The 22,690-nt window shown below is 43.1% G+C and carries 19 protein-coding genes; 9 read left to right on the top strand and 10 right to left on the bottom strand.

Annotation, left to right across the window (positions count from 1 at the left end):
* Positions 1-33 precede the first annotated feature (33 nt).
* From recN to HOP08_19230, 7 genes are all read right to left on the bottom strand, one after another.
* Positions 34-1,683, bottom strand: a complete 1,650-nt coding sequence (gene recN, locus HOP08_19260; protein ID NOT77068.1) for a DNA repair protein RecN — start codon at positions 1,681-1,683, stop codon at positions 34-36.
* A 25-nt stretch (positions 1,684-1,708) separates the two neighbouring features.
* Positions 1,709-2,608 (bottom strand): DUF4835 family protein, encoded by a 900-nt coding sequence (locus HOP08_19255; protein ID NOT77067.1) that lies wholly within the window; start codon positions 2,606-2,608, stop codon positions 1,709-1,711.
* Positions 2,601-3,803, bottom strand: a complete 1,203-nt coding sequence (gene coaBC / locus HOP08_19250) for a bifunctional phosphopantothenoylcysteine decarboxylase/phosphopantothenate--cysteine ligase CoaBC (GenBank protein NOT77066.1) — start codon at positions 3,801-3,803, stop codon at positions 2,601-2,603. The genes HOP08_19255 and coaBC overlap by 8 nt, the downstream gene beginning before the upstream one ends.
* A 92-nt stretch (positions 3,804-3,895) precedes the next feature.
* A complete protein-coding gene (locus HOP08_19245; GenBank protein NOT77065.1) occupies positions 3,896-4,213 on the bottom strand; it encodes a DNA-directed RNA polymerase subunit omega in 318 nt (105 codons plus the stop codon).
* Positions 4,214-4,217: 4 nt separating this feature from the next.
* A complete protein-coding gene (gene bamD, locus HOP08_19240) occupies positions 4,218-5,060 on the bottom strand; it encodes an outer membrane protein assembly factor BamD (GenBank protein NOT77064.1) in 843 nt (280 codons plus the stop codon).
* A 72-nt stretch (positions 5,061-5,132) separates the two neighbouring features.
* Positions 5,133-5,873 (bottom strand): T9SS type A sorting domain-containing protein, encoded by a 741-nt coding sequence (locus HOP08_19235; protein NOT77063.1) that lies wholly within the window; start codon positions 5,871-5,873, stop codon positions 5,133-5,135.
* Positions 5,874-5,942: 69 nt separating this feature from the next.
* The gene (locus HOP08_19230) at positions 5,943-7,481 is read right to left on the bottom strand and encodes an Organic solvent tolerance protein OstA (GenBank protein NOT77062.1); all 1,539 of its coding nucleotides are present in this window, start codon (positions 7,479-7,481) and stop codon (positions 5,943-5,945) included.
* A gap of 59 nt (positions 7,482-7,540) precedes the next feature.
* Between HOP08_19230 and tilS the strand changes: the two genes are divergently transcribed.
* Positions 7,541-8,854, top strand: coding sequence for a tRNA lysidine(34) synthetase TilS (gene tilS / locus HOP08_19225; protein NOT77061.1), 1,314 nt, complete (start codon positions 7,541-7,543; stop codon positions 8,852-8,854).
* 72 nt (positions 8,855-8,926) lie between these two features.
* A complete protein-coding gene (gene mdh / locus HOP08_19220; protein ID NOT77060.1) occupies positions 8,927-9,859 on the top strand; it encodes a malate dehydrogenase in 933 nt (310 codons plus the stop codon).
* 35 nt (positions 9,860-9,894) lie between these two features.
* Here the strand turns inward: mdh and HOP08_19215 are convergent, their stop codons facing one another.
* On the bottom strand, positions 9,895-10,845 hold the full coding sequence (locus HOP08_19215; GenBank protein NOT77059.1) for an ornithine cyclodeaminase: 951 nt from the start codon (positions 10,843-10,845) through the stop codon (positions 9,895-9,897).
* A 6-nt stretch (positions 10,846-10,851) separates the two neighbouring features.
* On the bottom strand, positions 10,852-11,622 hold the full coding sequence (locus HOP08_19210; protein NOT77058.1) for a class I SAM-dependent methyltransferase: 771 nt from the start codon (positions 11,620-11,622) through the stop codon (positions 10,852-10,854).
* A gap of 164 nt (positions 11,623-11,786) precedes the next feature.
* On the opposite strand from HOP08_19210, the gene HOP08_19205 reads away from it, so the two are divergent.
* From HOP08_19205 to HOP08_19180, 6 genes are all read left to right on the top strand, one after another.
* Positions 11,787-12,389, top strand: a complete 603-nt coding sequence (locus tag HOP08_19205) for an RNA polymerase sigma factor (protein NOT77057.1) — start codon at positions 11,787-11,789, stop codon at positions 12,387-12,389.
* Positions 12,379-13,212 carry a hypothetical protein gene (locus HOP08_19200; protein NOT77056.1) on the top strand — a complete coding sequence of 278 codons (834 nt, stop codon included), beginning with the start codon at positions 12,379-12,381 and terminating at the stop codon, positions 13,210-13,212. The genes HOP08_19205 and HOP08_19200 overlap by 11 nt, the downstream gene beginning before the upstream one ends.
* A 12-nt stretch (positions 13,213-13,224) precedes the next feature.
* On the top strand, positions 13,225-14,427 hold the full coding sequence (locus HOP08_19195) for a hypothetical protein (GenBank protein NOT77055.1): 1,203 nt from the start codon (positions 13,225-13,227) through the stop codon (positions 14,425-14,427).
* 206 nt (positions 14,428-14,633) lie between these two features.
* Positions 14,634-15,962, top strand: a complete 1,329-nt coding sequence (locus HOP08_19190) for an HlyD family efflux transporter periplasmic adaptor subunit (protein NOT77054.1) — start codon at positions 14,634-14,636, stop codon at positions 15,960-15,962.
* Positions 15,963-15,982: 20 nt separating this feature from the next.
* Positions 15,983-17,332: an FtsX-like permease family protein gene (locus tag HOP08_19185; protein ID NOT77053.1), complete on the top strand. Its 1,350-nt coding sequence runs from the start codon at positions 15,983-15,985 to the stop codon at positions 17,330-17,332.
* Positions 17,325-18,785, top strand: coding sequence for a TolC family protein (locus HOP08_19180; GenBank protein NOT77052.1), 1,461 nt, complete (start codon positions 17,325-17,327; stop codon positions 18,783-18,785). The genes HOP08_19185 and HOP08_19180 overlap by 8 nt, the downstream gene beginning before the upstream one ends.
* A gap of 106 nt (positions 18,786-18,891) precedes the next feature.
* Here the strand turns inward: HOP08_19180 and purB are convergent, their stop codons facing one another.
* Entirely contained in the window at positions 18,892-20,235 is a 1,344-nt protein-coding gene (gene purB, locus HOP08_19175) for an adenylosuccinate lyase (GenBank protein ID NOT77051.1), read from the bottom strand.
* Positions 20,236-20,360: 125 nt separating this feature from the next.
* Between purB and HOP08_19170 the strand changes: the two genes are divergently transcribed.
* The gene (locus HOP08_19170) at positions 20,361-22,652 is read left to right on the top strand and encodes a carbohydrate binding family 9 domain-containing protein (protein ID NOT77050.1); all 2,292 of its coding nucleotides are present in this window, start codon (positions 20,361-20,363) and stop codon (positions 22,650-22,652) included.
* Positions 22,653-22,690 lie beyond the last annotated feature (38 nt).

Raw genomic sequence — 22,690 nt, 5'->3', positions numbered from 1 at the left:
AGGAAGTTCAAAGGCGTTCTGGTTAGTCGGGTTCTAAGTTAGGAGTTCTTTTGCATTTGCCCGGGCGAGTGTTGAAGGTTTTGCTCCACCGATCATCTTTGCTATTTCCTCGATCCGCTCATCCTTGTCCAATAGCTTGATCTCACTGGTGGTCTTCTTACTGGAATTGTTTTTATAGACCAGGAAGTGTTGATCTCCCTTCGCAGCAATCTGTGGAAGGTGACTGATCGTTATCAGTTGATGTCGCTCAGACATCGTCTTCATCATCTTGCCAAGCTGCATGGCAATCTCACCGGAAACTCCTGTGTCGATTTCATCCAGGATCAGCGTAGGCAAAGATGTCTTCTCTGCCATAATGTATTTCACACAGAACATCAGTCGTGAAAATTCTCCTCCGGAAGCAACTTCTTCCAATGGCCGTGGAGGAATTCCTTTGTTTGCGCTGAACAAAATCTCAACCAGATCAATTCCAGAATTGGTGGGTTCAGTTTTACCGGATTCAATCTGGATCACTGCATCTTCAATGCCCAGGTCGCGCAGCAGCTTTACCAATTGTTTTGATAGTGAAGCAAAAACCTTTGCTCTTGAAGCACTCAGCCTGATGGCAAGCTCATCTACCAGCTTTTTATTCTTTTCAAATCCGGTTTTGGCATTGGAAAGGTCCTCGTCAAGGTTCACGGTCTTTGCAACCTGCAGCTCCAGTGTTTCCTGAAATGCAAGCAAGCCGCCGATATCTCGAAGACGATGCTTTTGCATTAAGCTATATAGCAAGTCCAGTCTTACCTGTATTTCTTTTGCTTTCTTGGGATCAAATTCGATTTGCTCTTCCTCTTGTTCCGCTTCAGCAACGATATCTTTTAATTCAATCAATAAAACATCAAGCCGCTTTGCAAGTTGTTCATAGCGGGGGGAATAATTTTTCAACGGCTGCAGCAATCCAATTGCCTGCGATAATCCTGATTGAATGGAAGCATCGGATTGTCCCAACAACCCAAGCAACTGATTTAATCTTGTTTTGATGTCCTCTCCATGTTCATTGATCTTGAGGCTCGACTCCAGTTGCTCCTGTTCGTTATCACGGAAGGAAGCTTTCTGCAATTCGTCAAGTTGGAATTTTATAAAATCATACTCTGTTTTGAGTCTTCCGGATTCCGCCAGCAGCTCGTCGTAAGTCTTTTTTGCTTTTAAGAAATTTCTCCAGGCTTCCTGATAATCGGAGAGGAGAGTAGCATGACCGGCATAGTTATCAATCAATGACAATTGGAACCTGTGACTTCCAAGCTCAAGGGTTTCATGCTGTGAGTGAACATCCATCAGGCGACCACCGATCTTGCGCATGACATCCAGGGTGACGGGTGTGTCATTGATAAAGGCGCGGCTCTTTCCTCCCGGGCTGATCTCCCTGCGGATGACAGTCTGATCACTGTAGTCCAGATCCTGTTCCTCGAAAAGGCGTTTAAGCTTGTAAGGTTTGATGTCAAATGTGCCCTCAGTTATACACTTTTCTGTTTCATCCCAGAGCACTTTGGTGTCTGCTCTGTTTCCCAACAGCAAGCCAATAGCTCCCAGCATGATAGATTTACCAGCACCTGTCTCTCCGGTGATGACCGTCAATTGCTCAGACGGATGCATCTCCAGATGATGGATCAGGGCGTAATTCTTAATGGTCAGTTGCGTAAGCATATCTGACCAAAATTAACAATGGATTTTAATTTGTCGAGATAATCTTTTGATAGATGTTCCGCTTCGGATCCAGCGTTGTCAGAATATCATAGGCTTCTTTGCGGATACTGAGGGAGCCTTCAGAAAAGATATTGACCAGTTCCGTGGACTTGGAGTCGAAGAAAGTGATGACATAGATTGAATTGGGATAGATCTGCCACACAGTTTTAAGATTTTTCAATGTATTCAGGACAATCTGCCGGCTGTCATCAGGAGTTTTGTCAAAGGTGTCCAGCGCCAGTCGGTGATACTTGTAGGTGTTCTTGCGGATCTCCATCATCTGCGGATTATTGATGTTCTCAATCAGATTATAGCGATTGCGATTGCTTCCGATGGACTGCCAGCCCGGGCGGTTGGAAGACTGGGCATTGTTCACCACCATTAATGCCTTTTGAAAATAAGTATCGCCGCCCTTTTCACTGAATGAATCCGAATCCATTCCAATGATGATATAGGCATAATAAGCCAGCATGGAAGTCAGGTTGTTGATGTAGGAGTTGTCGTTGTATTCCAGTGGTTGGGATTCTATGTATTCGAACTCCCATTCGCGATCGGCGAAGTTGAACAAAACACTTTCATAGTTTGTATTGAATACCGGTCTTGCCACTGTGATCTGTGCACTGGCTGAGTATGATCCGATTGAAGGTGTTCCTTTGCTGAAATTTAAAAATATGGAACAGTTTATCTTCTCATAGTTCTTGTAGGCGTCATTGCTCCACTTGCGTGTGTTCATGAAGTTGGCGATCGCGCGCTCCATGTCTTTGAATACCGCACGATCCGAAGTTTGTATCTGATCCGCATTCACAGTCACTTTACAGTTCAGCTCCTGGCAAAAGGTTTCTGCCAGTATAAAAGTGAGAAGTATGGTGATCAGGATTTTATTCATGCTGGTAGGAAAGGATGGCATCAACAATATCGTTCGCTACTTCTTTTTTATTCTTTAATCCGTATTCTTTGGAGCCATTCTTCCGGCTGATGATCTGAACCTGATTGGTGTCATGGCCGAAGCCGGCACCATTGGTATTCAATGAATTCAATACGATGAGATCGAAGTTCTTGGTAACAAGCTTTTTCTCAGCATTGCTCTTCTCGTTTTCTGTTTCGAGGGCAAAGCCTACAATGATCTGTCCGTTCTTTTTTTGCTTGCCAAGGTTTGCGGCAATGTCGTGTGTCTTTGTCAGTTCAAGTGTCAGAGTTGATTCCGTCTTCTTGATCTTTTGATCCGCAGCTTTTACAGGTTTGTAATCTGCAACAGCAGCAGAAAGAACTGTAATATCTGATGTTGGAAAAAGTTGCTGGCATTGGTTGAACATCTCTTCAGCAGAAGTCACGGAGTGAACAGTGATTCCATTCTGATGGGTGTGTTGAAGGGTTGGCCCCACAACGAGATCTACCTCTGCGCCTCTTGCTGCCAATACTTCTGCAATCGCGAATCCCATTTTCCCACTGGAGTGATTTCCGATAAAACGAACCGGATCGATCGCTTCGTATGTGGGTCCTGCCGTGACAAGTGCCTTTTTGCCAAGGAGAGGTTTGTTTGCCGACAAAGCTTTTTCAAGATATGCGACAATCTCTTCCGGTTCAGCCATGCGCCCGTTTCCAATCAATCCCGAAGCAAGCTCACCAAAGCCTGGCTGGATCAATTGATTTCCAAAGGAGATGAGCGATGAAATATTTCTTTGAGTGGAGGGATGCTGAAGCATGTCCAGGTCCATGGCAGGAGCAAAGAATACAGGACAGCGGGAAGAAAGATAGGTTGCCAGTAAAAGATTGTCGCAAAGTCCGTTCGCCATTTTCGCGATCGTATTGGCGCTGGCCGGAGCAATGATCATTGCATCAGCCCATAGCCCGAGTTCGACGTGATTATTCCATTCGCCGGTTTCACTCTTCTGAAACTGAGAAAGGACAGGATTTTTGGAGAGGGTTGAAAGGGTCAGTGGTGTAATGAAGTCAAGGGCGGACGAAGTCATCACCACTTTTACTTCAGCTTCTTGTTTTATAAGGAGACGGATAAGAAGAGCGGCCTTGTATGCAGCAATGCCTCCCGTAACTCCCAACAAGATCTTCCTGCCCTTTAGCATAGTTAATAGTTGTTCGTAAATCGTCGATAGCAAATCATTTGAATCATCACGAGTTGTTCACGGGTTAACGTGCAACTATTAACTGAAACAGATTACTCTGGCTTGATTTCTTCTGAACGGCGGCGATAGTTCACCTTGCCTTCCAGGAATTCATCCAATGCAGAAGTTGTAGGCTTTGGCAGGCGCTCGTAAAATCTTGAGATCTCAATTTGCTCACGGTTCTCAAATACTTCTTCAAGATTGTCAACAGTTGTTGCGAACTCAGCAAGCTTATTATTCAATTCTTCCTTGATATTGATTGCGATCTGACGTGCGCGTTTTGAAATAACAACTACAGACTCATACACATTTCCTGTATGCGCTGCTATCTTATCTACGTCGCGTGTGATGATTGAAGGTTGATTAGCCATGGTATTATGAATTTTTAAGTAATTTAGATTTTAACTCTTTTAATTTATTGAGTTCTACCTGACTGGTAGAATACATCAGCTCTGCATCTTTCAGGTACGTGCTGTTTGGAAAATTATCCACCAGCTCCTGATAGAAAGTAATCACAGCTGTGTAACGTTCGATCTGCAGAGACATAAAGCTTTGTGTCGCAAGCTTGTATTGTGATACTACTTTCAGATATGCCAGTTCTTCCAGGAACTTTGAATCTGGAAAGCTCTTCTTAAAATTATCAAAGGCAATAACAGCTGCCTTATACTGTTTCATTTTCAAATACTGCTTCGCATTGTCAGCACCCTTGGTCTCAAGCTTGGTCTGCGATATGGCAATCACTTCCACTGCCTGATCGCGGAACTTGCTTTCAGGATATTGATTGAGGAAAGTCTGCATGGCATCCATTGCTTCCACCGAACTCTTCTGGTCGTGATCCGAATCAGGGGATGCTACATAGAGCGAATAAGCGTACATGAAGAAGGCCTCCTGCGCCAGAGAACTCCGTCCGTACGTCTCAAAAAAGACCTTGAACTGGTTCGAGGCAAGCAAATAAGTCTTCTCATAATACTGGCAATAAGCGAGATAGAACTCCACTTTTTCACCTTCCGGTAAACCTCTCACAACAGGAGTAATTTCTTCAAAAAGGATAGCGGTGTGGTAATAATCTTTCTTGCTGTAGTAATTCAGCCCTGCCTCATACTTGATCCGCCAGTCTTCACTTCTCTGTATTCTGCGGAAGCCGCGACTACACGCTGAAGCCACCATTATCAGGCTGCATACAAGAAGAAGGACGTTAATAGACAGTTTCCGGATCATAAAAAGAGGCCGCAAATATACACCCGAGGCTCGCATATCTAAAATTTAAATAAAAACGATCTGGGAGAAGGATTATTTCCTGACAATGAGCTTGCGGGTGAGAACACCGATATTATCAATGTAAACGGTGTAAAAGTAGACACCAGACGTAAGCTCGTCTGCCTGGATCTTGGCGCGGGATTCAAAAACAGAAAGGTCGTAATGACCCACAGGGCTACCTAAAATATTGTGAATGACCACTTTGGCCTTAATTAATTCATTGTGCAGCTTGTAATCTATAAAAGCCTGATCGTTGATCGGATTGGGATAAATATCGTGTACAGTAATATCCCTTGACTGGAAAACGAGTGATTTGGCGGTTTTTTCATCAACCGAAAGGGATACAGAATGCTCGATTCCGATGGTCGGATTATTCCGGGAATAAACTTCGAACCTGAATGAGTTGGAGGTGGTGACCATTCCGGGTTCCACGGTAAAGTAAAGATTGGTAATGGTTTCGCCGGGCTCCAGCTTTTTCGAGAACTGATCTACCCCCGGATCGAGGCAATCATCTCCGAGACAGAAGTATCCTTTTTGATTGGAGCCAATATCTCCACTGGCTTTTTTGACAATAAAGAACTGAACCTTGTCTGTTGTATTTTTTATTTTGATGGGAATGCGAACGGTCTGTCCTGTGGTTGCTTGAAAATGTTCCTGGCGGTCTATCCACTCAAGTGTTTGAGCGCCGGCAGAAAATCCGGAGGCTGAGAAGACAAGAAGAAACAGAATCCATTTCATATCAGCATCACCAAGTCCATCCAAAAGGTAACGCAAAGGCGCATCAACTCAAAGGGAATTCAAAAAAAAATAAGATGGTAAAGCAATAAAGAAATCGGCCTCCCGTTACTGGGGTCTTTGTTGCACAACTTGTTGTCTGGTAGGACGGTCGAACCCCCGCCAGTTGAATCCCTTCAGTTTGATCTGATCTGCCTTGAGTTCGTGCGGTGGTATGAATGAGGCGTCGGGATTTATGTAGAAACTGATGTTGTTCACTTTGCCTGCTTTGAAGTTGATCCTCATATTACTGCAAATGATTTTGTTCATCCCCGAAGTGATGGTGTACTTTTCCTTTTTTCCCTCTTTCTCCTGCTCTTTTTCCTGTAAGGCGAAGTAAAGACTCTCTCCATTTCCCTTGACGATTACATGATGAATGTTCTTTCCTTCAAAAAAGGCAGTCATATTCCTTCCCTTGATCTGATTGAAATTGGTCAGTGAATCCTCTGAAACCACAAAGGAATTTGAAACCATATATATACGGCTGATCTTTTTCTTTTCCAGCAGGATGCGGATAGAGTCTGCCGTCATTTGATTTTCCTCTGTCCAAAGAACAGGGTTTCTGAAAAAGTAAAGAATGGAATCGCTGGCAACATAAACCAGTGAATCGGCTTTGCCCTGAAGGTCCGTCTTGAAAATCCTTACATTGTAATAGGCAAGTAGTCTTTTCTTTTTCGGATCTGCATTTTCGATGGAGACCAATGTATCAGCAGAGATGAAGAGTGTGTCATTATCATCGGTAATCCGCTCAACATATGCATGTCCATAAACTTTCGAAATGCCGGTCTTGCGATCATAGTAGCCTTCATCTCCATGAATGTTCATGTTCTCGGCTTTGGAGGTCATGATTACTTTCCCCTGGGCTCTGTAAAGCTTCTTGATGTTATCCAGGAAAAGTCTTGTACCCTGTAGTTTATAGGAAGGCGTTTCAAAAACTCCCTGGACAAGATCTGATTTCTTCTGCTTTGTATCGTAAAATCCATTTTCATAAAAGGCAACACCACCTTCACGATCTTCAAGCCGTGTTACGGCACGGAAGTAAATGAATTTTGTTTTGGAGCTGTATTGAAGCGTGTCGGAAGTCATGGTGTAATCTTTGTTCACGCCCACAACATTTTTTTTGAATGAAGCGAGATTGCTTCTCAGATCATAATATCCTTTATCACTTGTCAACGTGTTGGTGGAATCCACCAGCTTACCCCGGTTGAAATAACGGGCTTCATTTTTTGGGCGATCATAATCCAGAAAGTCAGTATAGAGGGTAGCGGTCTGCAGCTTTGTAAAAACCACATTCTTGCGGAGGTAAGCGATCTTCTTATTTCCATCATAGGTAAGTCCGTTGGATGTTACGGTTACAGAGTCACCTTCTGTAATGCGGATCCTTCCATAGGCTTTTACGCTGTTATCGGCCTTATTGAAAATGGCGGAGTCACAGTAGATGGTCGTTTCATTTTGAACAAAGACCACGTCACCAATTACCCAGTCCATGCGGACGCCATTCTCCACTGAGCCCCTGAGACTGTTGGCTTTCTCCAGTTTCACCTTACGCTGCCCAAAAGCATGGATTGAGCAGAGAATAACCATAAAAACAATAGCGGACCTTCTCATTTTGATTCGTAAAGGTAGAAAAGACGGGCAGACCTTGCGACTTTTGATAAATTTGAATGATGCTCAAGCCCTTTAAGGAATTTATTTCTCTTCATAACCTCGTCGATACAGGTGACCGTATTCTGCTGGCAGTAAGCGGAGGATTGGATTCGATGGTGATGCTTGACCTCTTTCGCAAGGCTGGATTCAAAATCGCCGTTGCTCACTGCAATTTCGGACTGAGAGGTAAGGCTTCGGATGAGGATCAGACTTTCGTCAGTCATTTTTGCAGTAGTTCAGGTATCAGCTTTTTTACTCAGCGCTTTGAGACCAAGAACTATGCCGAAGAAAAAGGATTGTCAATTCAAATGGCCGCCCGCGATCTGCGCTATCAGTGGTTTGACAATGTTATGGACCAGGAAAAATTTCATTGGCTGGCAACGGCCCATCATCTCAATGACAATATCGAAACGGTTTTAATGAGATGGGTGAAGGGTTCTAACCTGGATCAGCTCACAGGCATTCCTGTTAAAAATGAGAAAGTGATCCGTCCGCTGCTTTTTGCTAAACGAGAAGACATTCTCGCATATGCTAAAAAAGAAAAGATCCAATGGCGTGAAGATATCAGCAACGAAAGCGATGATTATCAAAGGAATTTTATTCGTCATCAGGTAATCGATAAACTGAAAGAGATTAATCCGTCGCTGGAAGAAACCTTCAGTAGTTCACTTGACAAAATCAAAGGGGCTCATGAAATCATGCAAAGAGGATTGGGTCAGCTAAAAGACAGCATGACCCGAATGGAGGGTGACAAGCTTTACATCGATAAAAACCTGCTGATGCTTCTTCAGCATCCGGCGTTTGTCATCTATGAGTGGCTTCGGCCTTATGGATTTGAATGGGATCGTTGTGTGCAACTGGTGGAAGCAACCCAGTCAGGCAAGCAATTTTTTTCCTCTACGCATCAGGCGGTGGTTGACCGGGAGTTTATAATTGTATCGCCCCAGAAGGAGCGATTAACAGAAATTCTTATTGAGGAAGGTCAGGACAAGGCGGCATTGGGTCCATGGATGCTGGCGATCAAAGCTCACAAGGGAAGCAAGATAGAGACAAAAAAAACCCACGGGACATTTGACCTTGGCAGCATCAAGTTTCCGGTGGTGTGGAGGAAATGGAGAACAGGGGATAGTTTTTTCCCCTTGGGTCTGGGTCACAAAAAGAAAGTAAGTGATTTTCTTATTGATGAGAAGATCAGCATGCTGGAAAAGAATGATGCAACCGTTATAGAATCAGGCGGGGAGATCGTCTGGGTCGTTGGGTTGCGTGTCGATGACCGGTTTAAAGTGACCGCTCAAACAAAATCCATTTTGGAAATTAAACTGACACAGATTTAATAAGCTCCTTTGCATTTTTCCTTTCCGTAGTGATAACTTGCGGCCTCATTAAAAAAGCCTAATCCTTACCATATGAAAATTACTGTTGTCGGCGCTGGAAACGTGGGTGCTACCTGTGCCGATGTGCTCGCTTATCGTGAAGTTGCGAATGAAATTGTGTTGGTCGATATCAAAGAAGGTCTTGCGGAAGGTAAGGCACTCGACATCTGGCAAAAAGCCCCCATTGATCTTTATGACAGCCGGACCATTGGTTCTACCAATGATTATTCAAAGTCAGCAAAATCAGATGTTGTAGTCATCACTTCCGGACTTCCCCGCAAACCGGGAATGAGCCGCGACGATTTAATCGGGACCAACGCGGGAATCGTTAAGACTGTAACAGAAAATGTAATCAAGCATTCTCCTAATGCTATCATTATTGTCGTTTCCAATCCTTTGGATGTAATGACCTATCAGGCACATCTGACTTCCAATTTCCCAAGAACACGCGTCATTGGTATGGCAGGTATTCTGGATACAGCACGCTACCGTGCATTTTTAGCAGAAGCATTAAACATCTCTCCGAAAGATATTCAGGCAATGTTGTTGGGTGGTCATGGTGACACCATGGTGCCACTTCCACGTTATACTACCGTTGCGGGTATTCCTGTAACTGAATTGATTGATAAGGAAAAGCTCAACATGATCATTGAGCGTACAAAAGTTGGTGGAGGTGAGTTAGTGAAACTGATGGGTACTTCTGCCTGGTATGCACCGGGTTCAGCTGCCGCTCAAATGGTTGAGGCCATTGTAAAAGATCAAAGAAGAATTCTTCCGGTCTGTATGCAACTTGATGGTGAATACGGAATCAAGAATTGCTACCTCGGCGTTCCAGCTGTGTTGGGTAAGAACGGAGTTGAGCGTGTGATAGAACTTGATCTCAATAGCGACGAGAAAGCCTTGCTTGAAACAAGTCGCAAGCACGTGACAGAAGTAATGGAAGTGCTGGAGAAAATCGGCAAATAGAAATTTAGAACGTTAATCGGGATTGAAACTTCCGATTAACGTTTAATATCCCGGTCGATCATGAAGCCTGCAATCGCAAGATCCTGAATCGCGTTCCCAACGGATTTAAAAACTGTAATCTCATCTTCGGAAGTTCTTCCACGCTTTGAGCCGTTGACAATCTCTCCAATTTCTGCATGTATGTGATCTTTCGTGATGATGCCTTCACGAACTGGAATAACGATATCGCCTGGTTCGGTAAGAGCTGCTTCACGATGATCGACGACCAGCAGCGATCTTTTTATAACATCAGAAGGAATTTCCTGCATGGAGGGTTTGTATGATCCAATCCCATTGATGTGAACTCCTCTTTTGAGCTGATGCTCCTGAAACAGGGGTTGAGAGCAAGTGGTTGCAGTACAAATAATATCTGCTTCTCTCAATTCGTCAAAAGATTCAGAAGGAACAATATTAATATCAAATCGATCTTTCATGCGACGGCAAAAGGAAAAGACCTTATCGGCATGTGTTCCAAAGACAATCACTTCCTGAACAGATCTTACCATAAGCACTCCTTCAAGTTGAGTTTCTGCCTGAGTACCTGTACCAAAGATTGCCAGCACTTCAACATGCTTTCTTGCTAAAAGATCAGTGGCCAGTCCGGATGCGGCGCCGGTTCTTAGTTCGGTAAGATATTCCGCTTCAATGGAGGCCAAAGGAGTACCGTCGTTTCCATCCATGATCATCATATGACCCTGAATGACAGGAAGCTTTTTGGATGTGTTATGATCAAAAACAGAAACCATTTTCAATCCAAAGAGTCCGAATGCTGATGAGTAGGAGGGCATGAAGAGAACACGGCCTGAGTCATCTGATGAGTTCATTACGGTGCGTACCGGAGCGACAGCATTTCCAAGGCTTAATTGAGAAAAGGCTTCCTTCATCAGATCAATTGCCTGACGCATGGAAATCTTTTTCTGAATATCGGCTGTTGAAATCTGTTTCAATTGATCTTATCGTTTGATTCCGCGGTACAGAATCTCATTTTTAGAAATGCCATATCGAAAACAATCTTCGTCTGACAGACTTTTGGCAAACTCGTTAGCTTCTGCTATCATTCCACTGTGTTCAATTCTTTGTGGGTAGTCTTTTCCAAACTTTCTCACATGGTCATTCTGCCCAAAGATCTTTTCGCGCTCACGCGCATCGGTGACAGAAGGATCTTCAAATGTCACATCGGGTACAGGAGAGAAGAAAGGTATTTGTAAAACGGACCAGCCTCCGGAACGAAGTACGCGATTGATCTCGGACATTGCCTGAATATCATTATCAACATGCTCCAGTACATGATTGCACAGCACGACATCAAATTCATTATCATCGAAAGGAATCTGATGAATATCCATCTTTATTTTTGCAAGAGGTGATTCAATATCTGCAGTGATATAGCCATCTCCGTGTTGCTTTTCAAATCTCTTCATGAAGCAATGTTCCGGGGCGATGTGAAGCACTCTTAATTTCTGAGTGAAAAAATTTGTCTTCTGCTTCAGGAACAGCCAGATCAGCCGATGTCTTTCCAATGAAAGACAAGAAGGGCAGAGAGCATTAGGTCTGGGATTGATTCGTCCGTACGGTAAAAAACTTCTGTATTGATGTTCACAGATTGGACATTGAACTGCTTTCCCGGTGTAGAACGCTCCGACTACTTTTAGTCCGACTCCACTGAATAACTGGAGATATTTCCGGGGAACGTATCGGATTAATGTTGAGATAATTTTCTTCATTGGCGCAAATATAATAACGGACACAAGATCGGGAGATTTTGAGGGGTGTAAGAGCCGCCAAGATTTTATCTTCGTTTAAAACTATTTCAGGGATTGCACCATCTTTACGATAATACGGCACAAAACTGACCTTTTCCGTGATTAAAACCTTACCAGACGTTCCTATGATGCATTCGGATGTCCTCATCGTGCGGGCCCGCGAGGGAGACAAGCATGCGCAGGGGAAACTGGTAGAAGTGTGGTACAAGAGGATCTATAATTTCAGCTATAAGTTCTTTTACGACCATGACATGGCGATGGAGGTTTCTCAGAAGACATTCATTTCGATGCATCGGAACATCGCGTACCTGCAGGATACAGGAAGGTTCCGCTCATGGTTGTATACGATCGCGGTGAATTGCTGCAGGGAAGAATTGAGAAAGAAGAAAAGCAGTCGGTCGGTGTCGCTTCATGATTTGAATCCCGGAGAACATGAGGATAGCTACAGTTGGGAGAAGTCAGGAAGTCGCAGAGAAAATCCTGAACGTGTGCTTAGACAAAGTGAACTTTCAGATTTGCTCCAGGGATGCTTAATACTATTGAGTGATGAGCAGCGTGAGGTGGTGATTATGAAAGAGTACGAGGGAATGAAATTCAGAGAGATAGCTGAAGCGTTGAATGTCTCCGAGAATACAGTGAAGTCGAGAATGTACTATGGGCTGGAAGCATTGAAGAAAATTTTGGAAAAAAGAAATATTACGCAAGAAACAATAGGGTATGAATTATAAACCGGATGAAGCCACGCTGATCTCTTATCTCTACGGAGAGCTGGACAGTGATGAACAAATGAAGGTCGCTGAATATCTTCAGAATAATCCTGAGGAGAAGAAGAGGTTGGATGGAATGTCGTTTGCGCAGACTGCATTTGCCCATCTTCACGATAAAGAAGTGATCGCTCCTTCTATCATATTGAACGATGAACGTGCTGAAAAGCCATTCTGGAAGGAAAATTATTTCAGAATGCCGTTGGGGATCGCTGCTTCGTTGATGACATTTCTGGTTGCAGCAAAGCTGATCGGGCTATCATTAACTTATGCTCCGGGCGAAATAAAAATCGGATTCGGTGAAAAGGTCGAAGTCATCAAAGAAGTGCCTGCGCTGACAGAAGATCAAATTGCTGAAATGATCAACAGTTCAGTAGCGAGCAACAACGAGTCGATCAAAGCTTCATGGACAGCAGATCGTAATCTTCTTGAAAAAGCAATTCAGAAAAACCTGAATTCAAATTCAACGAAGATCGATCAGTTGATGAAAACTGCTTCAGCAGCCAACCAGGAACAGGTTACCCGTTTTGTTGGACAACTTCAGAACGATAACCTCAAGCTGATGAAAGATTATATGCAGCTTTCTGCCACAGGTCAGAAGGAATACATTGAAAGTCTGCTCGTGGATTTTTCAAAGTATCTGCAGGAACAACGGAAGCAGGATATTCAGCTCTTCTCCGCAAGGGTTAATAAAGTGGAACAGAATACAGACCTATTTAAACAAGAAACAGAACAGATATTGACAAGCTTGATATCTACAGGAAATCCAATTCAAAAAAGAAATTAAAACTTAAAATTTATGAAGCCAGTAATGAAAGTGATGATGGGTTTGGTGATGATGGTGATTAGTTTCATATCCTTCGGCCAAAGCAAAGTGGATGACATGCGCATGGAGCAGGATATCGAGATAGCAGAGAATATTCTCAGCACTCTGGTTCGCCAGCAATTCGGAAGAAGAAACTTCTTCCCGATGGAAGTGGAGGGAAGTTATATGTCTGGTTACGGAGTAACGCTTCGACTGCCACAAGGTTCTACCTTTGGCTGGTACATGCGATCTGCAGAATCACCCAATATAGTTTACAATCAGGGTGCTAATGGATACACCTATACTATTTCAGGGCAAGCATTGGATGAACAGCGTGAAGCTGCGGAAATTGCACGAGGTAGTAATAGCAGAACCACTACAGCTTTGAAAAGTAAGGCTCCAAAGGCCAAGGCTAACGATGCCGACAGTGTGTCAGAATCAATTGACAAGAAATTCCTGGAGGTCGCTAAAAATTTCCTCGCTGATTATGGAGATGTGATCAGTCAGCTTGGCCCTGATGAAAAAATAATAATTACCAATCGCGGAGATGACTTTGGAGGAAATTTCGGATTCAGATTATCTACCGAAATGGGCGCACGTCAAAGTATGATGTCAGCGGAAGCAAGACGGGAGGATATTATTCAACTGAAGCAGGGGAAAATTTCTCGCGATCAGTTTTTGAGCAAGCTAAAGGTTGTCAACACTGAGACATCCGATAAGTTGGATCCCGATCTGGAAGTTCTTTCCAGCATGTTCAGTCGCCTGTATCGTGAAGATCTTTCCAAGACCTATTACAGTCAGGGAGATGTATCATATGAGCGTCTGAAAGACTTTGGTGTGATCTACTACATGAGAGTTTACTCCAGTGTTGAAGATGGAGAAATGTTCAGAATGCCAACGCTTTCGATGACGGACGTTTCCCAGGCAGATCGTGATAAGAAAGTAAAGGAGTTGTACCCTAAGTTCGAATCTGAACTAAAAGAGAATATGATCGAATACGGACGTACATTAAGAAGTCTTAAGGATGATGAACAAGTAATGTTTAAGGTAAGACTGACGAAATGTGTTCAATGCGCTATTCCTTCTTCGATTGAACTTTCAGTAAAGAATTCTGTACTGAAAGACTATAGCTCTGGAAAAATCACTAAAGACGCGGCATTATCGAAAGTGATTGTTAAGAAAACAGGCAATCAATAGATTGGTTCACCGGACAATTTTAATTTAAAATGAAATTGTCCGGTGCAATTTGTAACTAAATACTCCGTTCTGAGTATTCATACAGGGAGAATAGAAGTTTACCGCTCGTATCAGGCATTCCTGATTTTTAGAAAGATATAGCGTCACAGGGTAAATGATCTCGTCAAGCGTGCTTTGTTAATCAGTTCAAATAATAACTTAATTAGATGAAAAGAAATCTCATCATCGCCGCTGGCGTGTTGGTAACCTTTCTGATTGGATTCTATGTTATCCGAAGCAGAAAGACTCAGGAAGGAATGGAGATCCTCACGGCTGTGAAGCACGGAAAGTTCAAAGTAGAAATTGAAACTACAGGTGAACTGGAAGCCAAAAACTCCGTCGGAATTTTAGGACCACAGACGCTTAGGAATTTCCAGATCTGGCAGGTCGTGATTCAGAATATTGTTGACGAAGGCACTGTAGTGAAGAAAGGAGATTGGGTAGCGACCCTGGATCGTTCTGAATTTCAAACTAAGTTCACCACCAAGCAAATTGAGCTTGACAAAGCCAGCTCAAAATTCAACCAGGTTCAACTGGATACCATGCTGCTCATGCGCACGTCACGGGATGAGCTGGTGAATCTGAAGTATGCTGTGGAGGAAACAGATATTGTTCTTCAACAGTCAAAATTTGAACCACCTGCAACGATCAAGCAGGCTGAGATCAACATGGACAAAGCCAAGCGTGCATATCAGCAGGCGGTTGAGAATTATAAGATAAAGAAGCGCCAGAATGTTGAGAAGATGCGTGAAGTGTCTGGTGAATTGCGCAAAGTCCAGAATGAAAATGAAGCGATGACGAAAGTGCTTGAGTCGTTTAACGTGAAGGCACCGGAAGATGGAATGGTGATCTATGTAAAAGGCTGGGATGGAAAGGCTGTAAAGGCTGGCTCACAAATACAGATGTGGGATCCCAAGGTGGCAAGTTTGCCTGATCTTACGAAGATGCAATCGAAGACCTATGTTAATGAAGTAGATGTGCGTAAAGTGAAGGCGGGTCAGATCGTGAATGTCGGACTGGACGCTTATCCTGATAAAAAATTGACGGGTGTAGTGATCCGCGTGGCAAACGTAGGTGAGCAACGCCCTAATAGTGATGCAAAGGTTTTTGAAGTTGCGGTAGAGATCAATGGAACCGATCCTGCACTTCGACCTTCCATGACAACAAGTAATAGAATCATTACAAGTTCGATTGACAGCGCTTTGTTTATTCCACTCGAATGTTTGCACAATCAATTTGATTCCATCACGTACGTGTATGTAAAAAACGGTCTCAATGCCATTAAAAAGGAAGTGATCGTTGGAGAAACCAATTCCAATGACGCTGTAATCAAAAGCGGACTAACATTGGACGACAAGATTTTCCTTTCTGTTCCTGAAGGAGTTGCTGATCAGGAAGTTCAGTTGCTTAAGGAATTAAATGGCAAGAGAAAGAAAAAAGAAGGCGATGCGACTGAGCAAAAGCCAAAAATGGTTTCTCAATCCGTAAGCAAATAGCTGTGGCTTTTAATATAAAGATTCCACCTCGCATCCTCGCGAATCTGGAGATTGCTGCAAATGCAGTGGTCACCAATAAGGTAAGGTCCTTGCTTACCGCACTGGGTATCATCTTTGGTGTGGCTGCCGTAATTGCGATGCTGGCCATTGGTAACGGAGCTCAGGAAGAAATCCTGAATCAGATCAAGCTGGTGGGGGTCAACAATATTGTGATCAAGCCTATCATTGAGCAAAAAGAAGAAAAGATCGATGAGCATCCTGGAAAAAAAGAAAAGAAGAAATTCTCCCCCGGTCTTACGATCCGTGATCTTAATAGTATCAAGACGACCATTCCTGGTATTACCAGAAGCAGTCCTGAGATCATTCTCAATTCATACGTGATCAGAGATGGAGTTCGGAGATCTGCCAAGCTGGTGGGAGTAGAGCCATCCTATTTTGAAATTTATGATTTCCGCATAGCACTGGGGCAGATGTTTACACCAGAGCAACTTCGATTAGGAGCGCCGGTATGCATTATTGGTTCTGCCGTCAAGAGCAGATTTTTTCCTACGGAAGATGCCATGGGAAAAAGTATTAAGGTCGGGCAGCATTGGCTGACCGTAGTCGGTGTGATGGACGAGCGACTGGTTTCAAAGTCAAGTATCAGCAAGCTCGGCATTCGTGATTTTAATATGGATGTTTATACGCCGTTGCAGAGTGTTTTGATCCGGTATGTCAATCGTGATCTGATCACGGCAGAAGAGATCAGAAAGTCTGCTATGCGCAGCGCTGGAAATATTTCATCCACCGATGTAGAGCAGGCAGAGGAAAGAAAAAATTATCATCAGCTGGATCGATTAGTGATTCAGGTTGAAGAAACTGCGAAGATGCAGCCCATTGCGGAGATTATTTCACGCATGCTTTCGCGCAAGCACTATGAAGTCGTGGATTTTGAAATTGAAATTCCTGAACTATTGCTAAAACAGCAGCAGCGCACAAACGATATCTTTAATTATGTGTTGGGTGCCATTGCCGGAATATCGCTTTTGGTGGGCGGTATTGGTATTATGAATATCATGCTTGCTTCTGTACTGGAGCGTATTAAGGAAATTGGTTTACGTCTGTCGATCGGAGCTCAGAAAAATGATGTGATCCAGCAATTTTTATTTGAAGCGATGATGATCAGTGTTTCTGGTGGCATCATAGGTGTGATTCTGGGAATCGTTATGGCTTACGTGGTATCAGCTTTCGCAAATATTCCCACGATCATCAGTTTTGCTTCCATCGTTCTGTCCTTTGGTGTGGCAGCAACGGTTGGATTGATTTTTGGAATTGCTCCCGCGCGTCGGGCTGCTCAACAAGACCCCATAGCCTCACTGCGATATGAATAGAAAGTGTGTAGTTGTTGTTTTCTTTTACTTGATTGTTGTGAATAGCTTTTCGCAGAATGTCTTTTCAATCACCGATGTTATTGGAAAAGCACAATCCCAGTCGCCAGCCTTTAAGCAAACTGAAACACGTTTGCAAAACAGCTACTGGCAGTACAGATTTTATCGCACAAACTACAATCCTCAAATAAGGATGAATAGTAATCAGGGTGCTCTTTATACCAACAGCATTACTCCGATTCGTCAGCCGGATGGTTCCATTATCTATCGTCCTGTGAATCAGTTTAACCCGGGTGTAAATTTTTCATTACAGCAGCCTATCCAATGGACGAATGGTACTATCTCTGTTAACTCGAGCTATAATTATTTTAAGGATATCACTTCTCAGAGTAGCCAGTGGAACGGAGCGCCGATGTATGTTCAGTTGAATCAGCCATTACTTTCCTACAATCCTTACAAATGGGACAAGAAAATTCAACCGATCCGTTATGAAGAGTCAAAGCGTGATTATGCAGAGGCAATGGAACAGATCAGTCGTGATGCAGTTAATTTCTTCTTTGGCGTCATGGATGCTCAGGTGAATCTTCAGATCGCCAAATACAATCTTGCAAACAATGACACGATCTATAAAATTGAAAAGGGACGTTATAATATCGGTACAACGTCAGAGGATAAGCTGTTGCAGGTTGAGTTGCAATTATTGAGATCAAGGCAGGATGTAGGACAGGCAAATCTTGCTTTGCAAACAGCCAGTCTTGCGTTGCGAAATTATATCGGATTGAGAAATGGTGAGAGCTTTGATCTGATCCTTCCGGAAGAGATTCCAATATTCACGGTGTCGGAGGAAGAAGCGCTGGAGCATGCGAAACGAACGCGATCTGCCTACGTCGCATTTGAACGAAGAAAGATGGAGGCGCAATCTGCAGTAGCGCAGGTAAGGGGTCAGTTATATCAGGTAGGAGTAACTGCAGCCTTTGGATTGAATAACACAGCGCAAAGTATTTCGGATCTATATCAGAATCCGTCGCAGCAGCAGATTGCAAATGTGACCTTCAGTGTACCGATTGTAGATTGGGGGAGAAGAAAGGCGCAGATGCAAACGGCTTATGCCATCAAGAAGCTCAATGACTACATCATTGCACAGGACGAAGTGACGTTTGATCAGGAGATCCTCACGCAGGTGCGTCAGTTTGAGATGCTTTATCTGCAGGTGGAGATCACGAAGAAATCAGATGAGGTTGCACTTAAGAGATACAATGTCGCTCAGAATCGTTATCTGATAGGTAAAATTGATATTACGAATCTGAATATTGCATTGACAGAAAAGGATAATGCCAAGCGGGGATACATAACAGCATTGCGAAGTTTCTGGACTGCCTATTATGATTTGAGAAGATTGACCTTGTATGATTTTTCTGAGAGTAAGTTTTTATATAATCCTAATGAAGAAGGATAGAGCGTGCATGGGCATACGTTCAAAGATATGTTGAATGGTGAAGTTGGTTAGAAATCGCAGGGTCTTGGGTATTAGGCTCTGCGGTTTTTTTGATCAACCAAACCTGTTAAATGCCAGTGTAGGTAAAAGGGGTTATTTCTTTCAATCTTTTCTTGACTGCGTCGGTGACATTTATTCCATCAATGAATTTTGAAAAGCTTTCTTTAGTGATCTTTTCATTTTTTCTTGTAAGCTCCTTTAATGCTTCATACGGATTGGGATATCCTTCTTTTCTCAAGATGGTTTGAATGGCCTCAGCAACCACTGCCCAATTGTCTTCAAGATCTTTATCAATGGCATCCTTGTTCAGCTCCAGCTTGTTGATGCCACGCTCGAGTGAATGCAATGCCAGGAAAGCATGCGCCATAGGTACACCGATATTTCTCAATACAGTTGAATCAGTAAGATCTCTTTGCAATCTTGAAATGGGAAGTTTTGCAGACAGATGTTCAAACAATGCGTTTGCCAATCCGAGATTTCCCTCAGCATTTTCAAAATCAATAGGATTTACTTTATGCGGCATGGCAGAAGACCCTACTTCACCCGCTTTGATCGTCTGCTTGAAATAGTTCATTGCAATGTATTGCCATACGTCACGACAATAGTCCAGAAGGATGGTGTCAATTCTCTTGATCCCATCAAACAAAGCGGCCATGTTATCATAATGCTCTATCTGAGTAGTGGGATGACTTCTTTTCAGTCCTAGATATTTTGAGACAAACTGATCGCCAAATACCAGCCAGTCAATTTCAGGATAAGCAATATGATGCGCATTGAAATTGCCTGTCGCGCCGCCAAACTTTGCGGAATGTGGAATCTGAGTGAGAAGCTCCAGTTGCTTTTTGATTCTAACAGAAAATACACTCAACTCCTTTCCTAATCGTGTAGGAGATGCTGGCTGACCGTGAGTTCTTGCCAGCATGGAGATGTCTTTCCAACGAGTCGATTGCTGGTCGATAAGATTTGTAACCCCGGCAAGTTTCGGAAGAAATTCCTTTTCCAGAAATTCTTTCAGTAATAATGGAGTTGCTGTATTGTTAATATCCTGGGAGGTAAGTCCGAAGTGAATGAACTCTTTAAAACCGGACAGTCCGTTCTCATCAAACTTTTCTTTGAGGAAATATTCAACCGCCTTTACGTCGTGATTGGTAATTTTTTCAACTGCCTTGATCTTACCTGCAGCCACCTCATCAAATTGCTCATAAAAGGAACGAAGAAGTGTAAACTTATCTTTTGGAAAAGCCTGCAATTCAGGGAGTGACCATTCACATAAGGCGATGAAATATTCAACCTCCGTGCGAATGCGATAGCGCATCAGGGCATATTCCGAGAAATAGGACGCTAAAGATGATGTTGTTTGAAAATAACGACCATCAATAGGGGAAATAGCCGTAAGGGAATTGAGCTGCACGGGATGCTGATTAAGCCGCTAAAATAAATCATTTTAACCAATCATTAACTTTTCCGTTTACGGGATTGTAAAATCAATCCATTAGATTTGATGGGTTTTTTATAAGACCTACCTATAGATTATTGATGAGACAACTTTACCGGATTACAGGTATTATTTTATTGGTTTGCAGTAACTCATTCCTCTTTGCTCAAAAGCAACCGAAGAATTCTCCGGGAATGGAATTACCGATCCGGAAAGCAAAGAGCGCCATGGTTCTTGATGGTAAGCTTGACGAGCAGGACTGGAAGGATGCAACTGTCGCCACCAACTTCTTCCTTAATTATCCGGTAGATACCGCAGCAGCACCTTTTCAAACAGAAGCCCGCATGACATTCGATGATCATGCAATGTATGTTTCGTTTGTTTGTTATGATGACAATACGCCTCACATTGTTCAATCCCTTCGACGGGATTTTGAATACGGAGCAAATGATAACGTCGGAATCTATTTCGGACCCTATAACGATGCGATCAATGGATTTTATTTTCGCACAACTCCTTACGGTGTGCAGTCAGAAGGAACAATTTCAGGAGCCGGTGCAGAAGATGGAGCCTATAGCAGTACCTGGGATAATAAATGGTATTCACATGTTATAAAATCGGATGACCGATGGGTAGTAGAGATGATGATCCCATTCAAGAGCTTTCGCTTCAAAGGTGAATTATCAGAATGGAATGTAACCTTCCTGCGATCTGATCTAAAGCGGAACCATACATCAAGCTGGATTGCTACTCCGATACAATTTATACCAGCTTCCTTTGCGTTTTCGGGAAAACTGAAGTGGGTAGATCTTCCGCCACATCACACAACCAATATCTCACTGATCCCTTACATCGCAGGTGGTACATCGGCAGATAATACCACAGTTCCTGTAACAAAGTCAGACGAACTACAGGTAGGTTTTGATGCAAAGATCGGAGTGACGCCATCCCTCAATCTTGACCTGACAGTCAATCCGGATTTTTCCCAGGTGGAAGTGGATCGTCAGGTGATCAATCTTACACGATTTGAATTCCAGTTTCCTGAGCGACGACAATTCTTTCTGGAGAATAGCGACTTATTTGATCGCATGGGTTTCCCTGATGCGCGCCCATTCTTCTCACGAAGAGTAGGACTTGCAAGAGATTCTTCAGGAAACCTGAAACGTGTACCAATTCTTTACGGTGCCCGATTGAGTGGATCACTTTCCAAGAAGTGGAGATTGAATGTAATGAACATGCAGACGAAGGAAGCACTTGAATTGGGGTTGCCTTCCCAGAACTTTACCGTTGCTGCTCTCCAGCGTAATTTCTGGAAACAATCCAGCGTGCAGCTTTCATTGGTGAACAAGCAATCGCTTGGAGTTGGATCCGGTGATTCCGTGAAATTTTATAACAAAGATCTGTGGAAGGATCGTGTTTCAAATAATGTAACGCAGCGTGTTCTAAATGATTTTAATCGTGTGCTAAGTCTGGACATTGAAAGCAGGAGTATAGACAACACATGGTACTTCAGTGGTTATTATACTAAATCATTTGACTCATTTAATACTGAGAAGCAGGCTTCCGGAGGAGGTTTTCTCCAGCAAACCAAACGTCACTATCAGATCTTTACAGGATCAACATTCGTTGAAAAGAATTATGTAGCGGAAGCTGGATATGTTCCAAGTCGTGGAGTTTATCCGGGAGTGACCAATCTTTTCCTCAGCGTCTATGGAACGATCTATCCAAAAAATAGTATCCTGGTAACGATGAGGCCGATGCTTGATCTGTCAGCGTCAGTAATTCCAGGAGGTGATGTAACAGACAAATCAGCTGCCTTAGGGTATAGTTTCAATTTTTTGAATACATCCATGCTGACACTGGGATATGTTCACACTTTCCAGCAGATGACTAATGACTTCAGTCCGATCGATGCGGAAAAATTTACCAACTTCTTAATCGGAGAGCGCTATAGCTGGAATCGATATTCATTAATATATCAGTCGGATCAGCGAAAGCTCTTTAAATACACTTTAGGTAGTACGAAGGGTGGATTCTATAATGGTGAGAATCTGAATTTCAATGGAGAAATCAGCTATCGCTATCAACCGTATGGAAGCGTTTCAGTAAGATTTGATTACAATGATTTAAAGCTTCCAGGAAACTACGGAACGGAAAAATTATTTGTGGTTAGTCCCAGGTTTGACCTGACGTTTACGAAGAATATTTTCCTCACAACTTTTGTCCAGTACAATACTCTGGCTGATAACGTAAACTTAAATGCACGTTTTCAGTGGAGGTATAAACCCGCAAGTGATTTCTTTGTTGTCTACACCGAGAATTATCTGCCTGAAAGCCTGGTAAGCAAAAGCAGGTCATTAGTCTTCAAATTAACCTACTGGCTCAATATTTGAAGTAAAGTTTGAGAGAATAGACTTTGGCTCGTAGCTTT

It is taken from the genome of Cyclobacteriaceae bacterium, from assembly GCA_013141055.1.
Lineage (GTDB): Bacteria > Bacteroidota > Bacteroidia > Cytophagales > Cyclobacteriaceae > ELB16-189.
The sequence above is the reverse complement of the archived record's forward strand: the minus strand, read 5'-3'. Positions and strand labels throughout refer to the sequence as shown.